The organism is Streptomyces pyxinicus, assembly GCF_024753135.1.
GTDB lineage: Bacteria > Actinomycetota > Actinomycetes > Streptomycetales > Streptomycetaceae > Streptomyces > Streptomyces pyxinicus.
Map to the genome: position 1 here is coordinate 1 of NZ_JANUGP010000061.1, position 11,523 is coordinate 11,523.

The following is an 11,523-nucleotide window of genomic DNA, read 5'->3' on the forward strand; positions in this document are numbered from 1 at the left end:
GTTCCGGTCTCGGTGGAGCCGTCGTCCTCCGCCGCGGCCACCTTGAGTTCCACAGTGAGGGTCGCGCCGCCCGTGGTGGTGACGCGCAGCAGATAGGTGCCGGCGGTGTCGTCGGCGTACAGCTTCGGGAGCTTCAGCAGGCCCTTGGCGTCCGTCCGGAGGCCGGTGAGGGTGCGCACGGGCTTGCCGTCGGCGTCCTTGAAGTAGGGGCCCTTGTCGTTCTCGGTGGCGTCGGTGGCGGACTTGATCAGGGTGGCGGTGGCCGCGACCTTCTCGGCGACGGCGCCCTTGTACGTGGCCTTCAGCTGGACCTGGTCGGCGAACTCGCCGCCCGGGGTGCAGGTCAGCGGCTTGTCGGTGGTGCGGGCCAGGGTGTCGGCCGCACGCGCGGTCACGGTGACCGGGTAGTCGACGCCCTTCACGGTGCGGCCCACGACGGCCGTGGTGACCTTGAAGTCGCCGGTCTTCTCGCCCGCCTGCAGCGCCGGGGCGAGGGCGGTGCCCTTGGCGTCGGTGACGACGGTGGCCACCTTCTCACCGCCGGTGAAGGTGGTGTCGGTGTCCCCGGTGATGGTGAACCTGATCCTGACCTTGCCGACGGCCTTGCCTGCCTTGGTCTCGGCGCGGGTGCCGATCCGCTCGGTGAAGGCGTCGCCGGCCATCGCGGTGAGCTTGTCCGTGCCCGCGTCCTTCAGGTGGTCCACCGTGTCGGTGGGAGTCTTCGGATCCGTCGGCGGGGTCGGCGGCTTGGGCGGGGTCGGGTCGGGGCTCTGGCCGCCGCCGGGCGTGTGCGGCTTGGGGTCGGGCTTGGGCTGGTGCGGCTTGCCGGGCGTCGGTGTGGAGGGCTTCGGGTTCGGGGTGCTCGGCGTGACCGGGATGCCGCTGTCGTCGCTGCGGTGGGACGGGACGGTGCCGGTGCCGTCGGGCACGGAGTGGGTGCCCTTGCGGTAGTACTCAAGCCAGTTGAGGACCAGGTTCAGGTAGTCCTGCGAGTTGTTGTAGCTGAGGATCGCGCTGTGCAGGCCGGAGTCGCCGGACATGTCCCAGTTGTTCCGGCACAGGTAGTGGCCGGCGGCGAGGGCGGCGTCGTAGACGTTGTTCGGGTCGCTCTTGCCGTCGCCGTTGCCGTCGCGGCCGGCCCAGGCCCAGGTGGACGGGATGAACTGCATGGGGCCGACCGCCTGGTCGTACTGGCTGTTGCCGTCGTACGCGCCGTGGTCGGTGTCCTTGATGAGCGCGAAGCCGTTGCCGTCGAGCTGGGGGCCCAGGATGCGGCCCAGGGTGGTGCCGTTCGCGTCGACCCGGCCGCCGCGGGCCTGGCCCGACTCCACCTTGCCGATGGCGGCGAGGAGTTGCCAGGGCAGGTTGCAGCCCGGCTTGGCGGTGCGCAGCTCGGCCTCGGCCCTCTTGTAGGCGTCGAGGACCGTGGCGGGGATGCCGGCCTCGGCCGCGCCGCGCGCGACGGGGGTGCCGGTGCCCACGGTGGGTGCGGGGTTGGGGCTCTTCAGCGGCGGCAGGTCCGTGTAGTACGGCGAACTGCCGGTGGCGTCGCCGGCCGCGGGGGTGTCGGGTGCGGGCGTGGCGGTGCCGGCCGTCGCCTGTCTTCCCTGGTCCTCGCTGGTCGCTCCCGGAGCCTGGGACGCGGAGAGAGCCGCTACCGCCGCGGCTGCCACCGCTGTTGTCGCCGCTCCCTTGCGCAGCCGCCTGCCGAAGTGCGCCGCCATAGAGTGAACCCCTCCCGAGGACGCCGCCGCGTCCGTCTCCTGCCGTGTGCCTCGCTCTGGTCTGACGGTCGACTCGCGGCCGTGGTTGCCCTTGTGCCGGGTTTTCCTGTCCGCGATGTGTGTGCGACGTGTGCTGTACCGCGTGAGCCGTGCCGCGCGCTCGGCGGGACACCGCTCGTGACCCTACGACAACTTGCTTGCCCTGGGCACCGGTGCGTGCCCGCTTTTCACCGGTCGGCCACATGCCGTTGGCGCGCGGGCCGCCCGGCGGTGGTCCCGCATACTGAACGTGCGCTGATCACCGGGAGTTCCGGACCGGTGCCCGCGATCGTACGAAGGGGCTCTGTTGCCGTTCACGCTCAGCCACGCGGCGGCCGTGCTGCCCGGTATCCGCCCGGACGGGACCGGCCGGGGCCGGCTGGTTCCGGCCGTGCTGGTGGCCGGCTCGTTCGCACCCGATCTCACCTATTACGCGGCGGGCGTTGTGCCCGGGGCGATGGAATTCGGCGCGTTCACACACGCGTTCGCCGGGGTCGCCACGGTGGACGTGCTGCTCGCCTGGACGCTCGTGGTGCTGTGGCTGCTCGTCCGGGAGCCGCTCGTCGCCCTGCTGCCCCGGGCCCGGCAGGGCCGGCCGGCCGCGCTGCTGCGCTGCGGGGCGCCCCGCGCGCGCGTGCGGGCCGTGACGGTGGCCCGGTGGTACGGCTCCGCGGTGCTCGGGGCGCTGACGCACGTGGTGTGGGACGCGTTCACCCACCACGACCGGTGGGGGACGCGGCTGGTTCCCGCCCTCGCGCGGTACCGGCCGGCGGGGGCGCCGCTGTACACGTGGTTGCAGTACGGCACGTCCGCCGCGGCTGCCGTCGTGCTCGTGGTGTTCGTGCTGCGGGCACTGCGGCGGGCGCCCTCCGGCGACCCGGCCGGGGTGCCGGCGCTGTCCGCGCGGGACCGGTGCCGGGCGCTGCTGGTGCTCGGCGGCTGTGCCCTTGCCGGGGCGGTGCAGCGGGTGACAGCCCGGGATCCGGCGCCGCGCGGGTGGGAGCTGGTGCCCACCCTGTGCTTCGGCGTCGGCGCCGGAATGGTCCTCGGGCTGCTGCTCTGCGCCGTGAGCGTCAGGGTGTGGCGTCCGGCCCCGGTGCGGTACGGCCCTGAGATGGCCGAGGCGCGTCGGGGGCGGCCGGTCTCGCGGTGAGGGACGCGACGAACACCGTGAGCTTCTGCCGTCGGCGGCGCGCTCTCGGGACCGAGGTCAGCGCGAGGGCGAGGTAGCCCCGGGCCAGGTCGGCCCACGGACGCCAGTCGTGTGGTGCGCGTGGGCTCACGGCGGCCAGCCGGCGGCGCAGTCCGGTGGCGGCGCCGCGGACGGTCGTGGCCAGGTCGGCCGGGATGCGGGCGGTGCTTGCGTCGGCCGCGAGGGCCGGGACCGGCGAGGCGGGCATGGCCTGCGCCGAGGCGGTGTCCGCCCAGACCCGGGGAGCTGCCTCGGGCGTCCGGCGGTGAAGCATGCGTATACCCATGCCCGCAGTTTTGCTGTTGCCGGGGCCGCGCGGCGTTTCTGCGGGGGCCACGTGAGTGACGGCCCCACCGGTGGTTCGGCCGACCTCGCTACCCGGGGGCGGGAGGGGTGTGCAGGGGGGAGCGGTGCGGTACGGGCTCGACGGGGCCGGGGCGGGCGGTGTGCGGGCACGGGGGCTGTGGGGCCGGTATGGCGGGGGCTCAGCGCGGGCAGGACGGGTCCGTACGGCCAGGGGCGGTACAGGTGCCGGCGGGGCGGGTTCCGTGCAGCCGGGGGCGGTACGGAGGTCGGCGAGAGCGGGTCCCGTACAGCCAGGGGCGGTACGGACGTCGGCGGGGCCGGCACGGGGACCGGCGCGGCCGGCACGGCGAGGGTGCGGCGCGGAGCTGGGAGGCCGGGCGCGGTGTGGGGCTGGGCGGCTTCGGGGCAGCCGGTGTGCGCGGGGAGGCGCGACCGCGTGCCCAGCGCGAGTTGGGCCGGGACCGCCGCCCTCCCGTAAGCCCCCACGGAAGTGCGGCGAATTCCAGGGGCGCCGCGCAGCGGGTGCGCACAACGTCCCGTCCGCTCGGACGGCGCGCGAGCGGCGGTAAGCCACCAGGGCCGGACCGCGGCGGGTCGGCCAGGTGCCCGGGAGCGGCCGTGTGCTGGACATTGACGTCGCCCCGGCGCGGCGCCGCCGCTCGTCGCCCCGGCGCGGCTCCCATTCGCGGTACGACGAGCGGCAGCCCGAGAAGCGGGGGCGGCCACCCGGCACCCGGCTCACACCCCGCACCTCCCCGGCTTCTGCGCCGCGAACCCCCCGTGGGTCAGGTCACTGACCGGCGCGGCAGCGCAGCCCCCGTTCGCGGCCCGCGTCTCCCGCCGGCCGACAAGCCCGACCGAGGAGCCCCTCCCGGGCCCGGCACCCCGGCCGACGAAGCGGCCAGGACCCGGTACCGGAAGGAGCCCCCTCGCCGGGGGCGCCGCAGGCTAGTGCGCCGCGGATTCCCAGTCGTGGCCCACGCCCACCGAGACGTCCAGCGGGGCGCGGAGGTGGACCGCGTTGGCCATCTCGTGGCGGACGATCTTCTCCGTGGCGGCTCGCTCGCCGGGGGCGATCTCCAGGACGATTTCGTCGTGGACCTGGAGGAGCATGCGGGACTTCAGGTCGGCCGCGCGCAGGGCGTCGTCCACCTTGAGCATGGCGATCTTGACGATGTCGGCCGCCGTGCCCTGGATGGGCGCGTTCAGGGCCATCCGCTCGGCCGCCTCCCGGCGCTGCCGGTTGTCGCTGTTGAGGTCGGGCAGATAGCGGCGGCGCCCGAAGAGGGTCGCCGTGTAGCCGGTGGCCCGGGCCTCGTCGACCGCGCGGCGCAGATAGTCCCGGACCCCGCCGAAGCGCTCGAAGTACGCGTCCATCAGGGCGCGCGCCTCCCCCGCCTCGATGTTGAGCTGCTGGGAGAGGCCGAAGGCGGACAGCCCGTAGGCGAGGCCGTAGGACATGGCCTTGATCTTGCGGCGCATCTCCGCGTCGACCGCGGCCGGCTCGACGGCGAACACCTGGGAGGCCGCGGTGGTGTGCAGGTCCTCCCCGGAGGTGAACGCCCGGATCAGGCCCTCGTCCTCGGAGAGGTGGGCCATCACGCGCAGCTCGATCTGGCTGTAGTCGGCGGTCATCAGGGACTCGAAGCCCTCGCCGACGACGAAGCCGCGGCGGATCGCCCGGCCCTCGTCGGTACGGACCGGGATGTTCTGGAGGTTCGGGTCCGTGGAGGAGAGCCGGCCGGTCGCGGCCACCGTCTGGTTGAAGGTGGTGTGGATCCGGCCGTCGGCCGCGATGGTCTTGATCAGACCCTCGACGGTGACCCGCAGCTTCGCCTGCTCACGGTGCCGGAGCATGATCACCGGCAGTTCGTTGTCGGTCTGGACGGCGAGCCAGGCCAACGCGTCCGCGTCGGTGGTGTACCCGGTCTTGGTCTTCTTCGTCTTGGGCAGGGCCAGCTCGCCGAAGAGGACCTCCTGAAGCTGCTTGGGCGAGCCCAGGTTGAACTCGTGCCCGGCGGCCGCGTGGGCCTCCTTCACGGCCTGCTGCACCGCGCCGGCGAAGGTCTGCTCCATCGCCTCCAGGTGCGCGCGGTCGGCCGCGATGCCGTGCCGCTCCAGGCGGGCCAGCAGCGCGGACGTGGGCAGCTCCATGTCCCGCAGCAGGTCGGCGGCGCCCACCTCCGCCAGCCGGGCCGTGAACGCCTCGCCGAGGTCGAGGACCGCGCGGGCCTGGATCATCAGCGACTCGGCCTCGGCGGCGTCGTCCGCGCCGAAGGCGAGCTGGCCGTCGGCCGCGGCGGCCGGGGCCAGCTCGCGGTGCAGGTACTCCAGCGACAGCGCGTCCAGGTCGAAGGAGCGGCGGCCCGGCTTGACCAGGTAGGCGGCGAGGGCGGTGTCCATGCCGACGCCCGCGATGCGCCAGCCGTGCTCGGCGAAGACCCGCATGGCGCCCTTGGTGTTGTGGAACACCTTGGGCCGCTCGGCGTCGGCCAGCCAGGAGGTGAACGCGTTCTCGTCGGCCTCGTCCAGCTCGGCCGGGTCGAACCAGGCGGCGGCTCCCCCGGCCGCGGCGAGGGCGACCTCGGCGACCGAGCCGGTGCCCAGTGCCCAGGTGTCGACGGTGGCCACGCCCAGCGTCCCGGTGCCGTGCTCGGCGAGCCAGGGGGCCAGCTCGCCGGTGCGCAGGACCGAGCCGTCGATCTCCACGCCGTCGGCGGCGACCGGTGCGGCCTCGGCCTCCTCGCCGCCGGGATCGACGGCGAAGAGACGCTCGCGCAGGGACGGGTTGCGGATCTCCAGGGTGTCCAGGATCGTCGCGACGGCCTTGCGGTCGTACGGTGTGCGCTCCAGGTCGGTGACGGCCCGCTCCAGCTCGACGTCGCGCTCCAGCTCGGTGAGGACGCGGTTGAGCTTGACGGACTCCAGGTGGTCGCGGAGGTTCTGACCGGCCTTGCCCTTGACCTCCTCGACGCGCTCGACCAGGTCCGCGAAGGAGCCGAACTGGTTGATCCACTTCGCGGCGGTCTTCTCGCCGACGCCGGGGATGCCCGGGAGGTTGTCGGACGGGTCGCCGCGCAGGGCCGCGAAGTCCGGGTACTGCGCGGGCGTCAATCCGTACTTCTCGAAAACCTTCTCCGGGGTGAACCGGGTCAGCTCCGAGACGCCCTTCGTCGGGTAGAGCACGGTGGTGTGCTCGCTGACCAGCTGGAAGGAGTCGCGGTCGCCGGTGACGATCAGGACGTCGAAACCCTCGGCCTCGGCGCGGGTGGCGAGCGTGGCGATGACGTCGTCCGCCTCGAAGCCGTCGACGGCGAAGCGGGGCGCGTGCATCGCGTCGAGCAGCTCGCCGATCAGCTCGACCTGGCCCTTGAACTCGTCCGGGGTCTTGGAGCGGTTCGCCTTGTACTCGGTGAACCGCTCGGAGCGCCAGGTCTTGCGCGAGACGTCGAAGGCGACCGCGAAGTGCGTGGGCGCCTCGTCACGCAGGGTGTTGGCCAGCATCGACGCGAAGCCGTAGATCGCGTTCGTCGGCTGGCCGGTCGCGGTCGTGAAGTTCTCCGCGGGCAGCGCGAAGAACGCGCGGTAGGCCAGCGAGTGCCCGTCCATGAGCATCAGCCGGGGACGGGTACCGCCGGGGGTCTGGTCGGTCTTCTTCGATGCTTTCTCTGCCACGTCCCCGATCCTGCCACGCCGCACTGACACTCCGGGCCCGGCGCCCGCCGGGGCAGCCGGGGCAAGGGCACCGGCGTCGTTGTCGGTGGGCCGTGCGAGGATCGTCGTGGTACTTGTCACGCGCAGTCGAAGGGGAGCGTGCGATGGCGTCGAAGCCGCCCGCGGGGGATCCGGTCCAGGACGCGCCGAAGGTCGGGGCGCCGAAGCACGCGGCGGCCGGGCTGCCGGCCATCGGGCACACCCTGCGCATCGCCCAGCAGCAGATGGGCGTGCGGCGCACCGCGCTGACCCTGCTGCGGGTGAACCAGAAGGACGGCTTCGACTGCCCGGGCTGCGCCTGGCCCGAGCCGGAGCACCGGCACGCGGCCGAGTTCTGCGAGAACGGCGCGAAGGCGGTGGCCGAGGAGGCCACCCTGCGCCGGGTCACGCCCGAGTTCTTCGCCGCGCACCCGGTGGCGGACCTGGCCGGCCGCAGCGGTTACTGGCTGGGGCAGCAGGGCCGCCTCACGCACCCCATGTACCTGCCCGAGGGCGGCGAGCACTACGAGCCGGTCGGCTGGGACCGCGCGTTCGACATCATCGCCGAGGAGATCGCCGCCCTCGACTCCCCCGACGAGGCGGTCTTCTACACCTCGGGGCGTACCAGCAACGAGGCGGCGTTCCTGTACCAGCTCTTCGCGCGCGAGCTGGGCACGAACAACCTGCCGGACTGCTCCAACATGTGCCACGAGTCGTCCGGATCGGCGCTGAACGAGACCATCGGCATCGGCAAGGGCAGCGTGCTGCTGGAGGATCTGTACCGGGCCGACCTGATCGTCGTCGCCGGCCAGAACCCGGGCACCAACCATCCGCGCATGCTCTCCGCGCTGGAGAAGGCCAAGGCGAACGGCGCGCGGATCATCACGGTCAACCCGCTGCCCGAGGCCGGCCTGGAGCGGTTCAAGAACCCGCAGACCCCGCAGGGCATGCTCAAGGGCGCCGCCCTCACCGATCTCTTCCTCCAGATCCGCATCGGCGGCGACCAGGCCCTGTTCCGGCTCCTGAACAAGCTGGTCCTGGAGACGGAGGGCGCGGTCGACGAGGAGTTCGTGCGCGAACACACCCACGGCTTCGAGGAGTTCGCCGAGGCAGCCCGCGCGGCCGACTGGGACGAGACGCTCGCGGCGACGGGGCTCACGCGCGCGGAGATCGAGCGGGCGCTCGGCATGGTCCTCGCCTCCGAGCGGACCATCGTCTGCTGGGCGATGGGGCTCACCCAGCACAAGCACGCGGTGCCGACCATCCGCGAGGTGGTCAACTTCCTGCTGCTGCGCGGCAACATCGGCCGTCCGGGCGCGGGCGTTTGCCCGGTGCGCGGCCACTCCAACGTGCAGGGCGACCGCACGATGGGCATCTTCGAGCGGCCCGCCCCGGCGTTCCTGGACGCGCTGGAGAAGGAGTTCGGCTTCGCGCCGCCGCGCGAGCACGGCTTCGACGTGGTGCGGGCCATCCGCGCGCTGCGCGACGGCGAGGCGAAGGTGTTCTTCGCGATGGGCGGCAACTTCGTCTCGGCCTCCCCCGACACGGAGGTGACGGAGGCCGCGATGCGGCGCGCGCGGCTGACGGTGCACGTGTCGACCAAGCTGAACCGCTCGCACGTCGTCACGGGCGCGCGGGCGCTCATCCTGCCCACGCTGGGCCGCACGGAACGCGATGTGCGCGGCAGTGGCGAGCAGTTCGTGACCGTCGAGGACTCCATGGGCATGGTGCACGCCTCGCGCGGGCGGCTCGCGCCGGCCGGCCCGCTGCTCCGGTCCGAGCCGGCGATCGTGTGCGGGCTCGCGCGCAGGGTGCTGGGCGAGGAGAGCGTCGTGCCGTGGGAGGAGCTCGCGGAGGACTACGCGGCGGTCCGTGACCGCATCGCGCGCGTGGTCCCCGGTTTCGAGGACTTCAACGCGCGCGTGGCTGACCCCGGCGGCTTCACCCTGCCGCACGCCCCGCGCGACGAGCGGCGCTTCCCGACGGCCACCGGCAAGGCCAACTTCACGGCGGCGCCGGTGGAGTACCCGGAGCTGCCCGCGGGCCGGCTGCTGCTCCAGACGCTGCGCTCGCACGACCAGTACAACACCACGATCTACGGGCTCGACGACCGCTACCGGGGCATCACGGGCGGGCGCCGGGTGGTGCTGGTGAACCCCGAGGACGCGCGGTCGCTCGGGATGCGCGAGGGGTCGTACGTGGACCTGGTCGGCGAGTGGAAGGACGGGGTGGAGCGGCGGGCGCCGGGTTTCCGGGTCGTGCTCTATCCGACGGCGCGCGGGTGCGCGGCGGCGTACTACCCCGAGACGAACGTGCTCGTCCCGCTGGACGCCACCGCCGACACCAGCAACACCCCGGCCAGCAAGTCCGTCGTCATACGGATCGAGGACCACACCGGGGACCGCTCCGAGGACCGTCTGGAACAATCGGCGACCGACTGAGCGTTCGCTCAGCGAAGAGTCAGGTGTACGACGCGTACGACGAACGGAGCCGGGCCGATGGGCGAGCAGCAGCGAGTGCAGTTCCCGCGGGAGATCATCGAGGAGTACGCGACGCTCGGGGTCGACCTGCCGGCCCTGTTCTCGGCCGGCCACCTCGGCACGCGGATGGGCGTGGAGATCGTGGAGGCCTCGGCGGAGAAGGTCGTCGGGACGATGCCGGTGGAGGGCAACACCCAGCCGTACGGCCTGCTGCACGGCGGCGCCTCGGCGGTGCTGGCGGAGACCCTGGGCTCGGTCGGCTCCATGCTGCACGGCGGCAGCTCGAAGATCGCGGTGGGTGTGGACCTGAACTGCACCCATCACCGCGGGGTCCGCTCGGGCCTGGTGACCGGCGTGGCCACCCCTGTGCACCGGGGCCGGTCGACGGCGACGTACGAGATCGTGATCAGCGACGAGGAGGGCCGCCGGGTGTGCACCGCCCGGCTCACCTGCATGCTGCGCGACCTGAAGCCGGGCGACGGGGTGCCCGCCACCGCCGGCTGAGCGGCGCACCCGACAGCCCGTTGCCCCGTGCCGTCCCACGCCCTACTTTCGGCGCATGGGACGGCGAGCACGCTCCGACGAACCGGCCGCACCCCGGCCCACCCCACCGGCATCGACGGCCCCGCAACACGTAACGGGCTCCGCCGACCGGCCTGCCGCTCCCGCCCCGGAGCCCACGACAGCCGCCGGCGGTGACGCCGGACTGCGCCCCCGCCTCACCACCCGCCCGGTCCGGACCGGGCGCCGACATCACGACGACCCCTCAGCTGACCAGTTGACCACCCATCGAGTACGCCCGGTGCGTTTCGAACACCACCGTCACCGCGCCTCGCCGACGGCACAGCCCAGCGGGAAGGCGCCCCGGCGTTCGAGGACGTCACCGGCCGGACGGCGAGCAAACTCCGACGCACCGGCCACACCCCGGCCCACCCCACCGGCATCAACGGCCCCACCGGCACCGGCCACCCCGCTGTGCGCGACGGGCCACCAGTACCGGTCCCGCGCCAGGCGCCGACGCCAAAGCGCCGCCTCAGCCGACCAGTTGACCGCCCGCCGGAGACACATGCCGCGTACCGAACACCACCGTCACGACGCCGGACGGCTAGCAGACCCCGGCGCACCGGCCGCACCCCGCCCCCACCCCACCGGCATCAACGGCCCCACCGGCACCGGCCACCCCACTGTGCGCGACGGGCCACCAGTACCGGTCCCGCGCAAGGCGCCGACGCCAAAGCGCCGCCTCAGCCGACCAGTTGACCGCCCGCTGGAGACACATGACGCGTACCGAACACCACCGTCACGGCACCGGACGGCGAGCAGACCCCAGCGCACCGGCCACACCCCGACCCACCCCACCGGCACCGGCGACCCCACCGCGCGCGACGGGCCGCCAGTACCGGTCCCCCGCAAGGCGCCGGCGTCAAGGCGGCGTTTCGGCCGATCAGTTGAGCGGCCGTCGGATACGCACGGCGTGTACCGAGCGCTACCGTCGCGGCGCCCCGGCGACGGGCCGCCGGCGGTGAGCGGGGTCGGTCCCGTCGAGCCCGGTGAGGGCACGCGGGCGTGGGACGAGCCGTCGGAGCGCGCGGGTGGTCGAGGTGAGCGCGGACGAGGGTCGCCGCGCTCCCGGTGCGGCCGGCACCGGCGGATGGTCCTCGCCGGGCTCGCCCTGGCCGTCCTCCTCGGTGGCGTCGGCCTGTGCCACGCCACGCGCGCACGGCGCCCCGCGCACGCCTCGCCTCCAGCGCCCCAAGTGCCGTATCCCGCACAGGCCGTGGACGTGACCTACCTCGACGGCAGCCCCGTCCCAGCGCGCGGCTTCCGCTTCACGGTGCTGCTCAGCGTGGCGTCCGGGGCGCCGGTCACCGTGACCCGGGTGACGCAGCCGTACGCGGGCCTGTCGCTGAGGACCGAGCCCCCGGCGCCCTTCCGGACCGTGGCGGGTTCGGCACGCAAGATCACGATTTCCGCGCACGTGACGGATTGCGGAAAAGCCCCCAGGAACGCGGGGCTCCCTTTTCTGGATGTAACCCTGCGTAATGCGCGCGCAATACAGACCCAGAGCTTCATCCTGGGCGACCGCTAC

At 73.4% G+C, this 11,523-nt stretch carries 6 protein-coding genes and 1 pseudogene; 4 read left to right on the plus strand and 3 right to left on the minus strand.

Annotated elements, in window-relative coordinates; genetic code table 11:
* A partial coding sequence (locus tag NX794_RS35665) for a lytic transglycosylase domain-containing protein (protein WP_258783869.1) occupies nucleotides 1-1,724 on the minus strand: 1,724 nt, incomplete at its 3' end.
* 346 nt (nucleotides 1,725-2,070) lie between these two features.
* Here NX794_RS35665 and NX794_RS35670 point away from each other — a divergent pair.
* The gene (locus NX794_RS35670; protein WP_258783870.1) at nucleotides 2,071-2,916 is read left to right on the plus strand and encodes a DUF4184 family protein; all 846 of its coding nucleotides are present in this window, start codon (nucleotides 2,071-2,073) and stop codon (nucleotides 2,914-2,916) included.
* On the opposite strand, the gene NX794_RS35675 is transcribed toward NX794_RS35670, so the two are convergent.
* Both NX794_RS35675 and polA read right to left on the minus strand, forming a co-directional pair.
* The gene (locus NX794_RS35675) at nucleotides 2,837-3,241 is read right to left on the minus strand and encodes a hypothetical protein (RefSeq protein WP_258783871.1); all 405 of its coding nucleotides are present in this window, start codon (nucleotides 3,239-3,241) and stop codon (nucleotides 2,837-2,839) included. The genes NX794_RS35670 and NX794_RS35675 overlap by 80 nt on opposite strands.
* A 968-nt stretch (nucleotides 3,242-4,209) precedes the next feature.
* A complete protein-coding gene (gene polA, locus NX794_RS35680; RefSeq protein WP_258783872.1) occupies nucleotides 4,210-6,936 on the minus strand; it encodes a DNA polymerase I in 2,727 nt (908 codons plus the stop codon).
* Nucleotides 6,937-7,079: 143 nt separating this feature from the next.
* Between polA and NX794_RS35685 the strand changes: the two genes are divergently transcribed.
* The 3 genes and pseudogenes from NX794_RS35685 to NX794_RS35985 form a co-directional block, all read left to right on the plus strand.
* A complete protein-coding gene (locus NX794_RS35685; RefSeq protein ID WP_258783873.1) occupies nucleotides 7,080-9,395 on the plus strand; it encodes an FdhF/YdeP family oxidoreductase in 2,316 nt (771 codons plus the stop codon).
* A 57-nt stretch (nucleotides 9,396-9,452) separates the two neighbouring features.
* Nucleotides 9,453-9,938 (plus strand): hotdog fold thioesterase, encoded by a 486-nt coding sequence (locus NX794_RS35690; RefSeq protein ID WP_258783874.1) that lies wholly within the window; start codon nucleotides 9,453-9,455, stop codon nucleotides 9,936-9,938.
* Between the two features lie 1,279 nt (nucleotides 9,939-11,217).
* Nucleotides 11,218-11,523 (plus strand): annotated as a pseudogene (locus NX794_RS35985) (Tat pathway signal sequence domain protein); the annotation flags it as partial.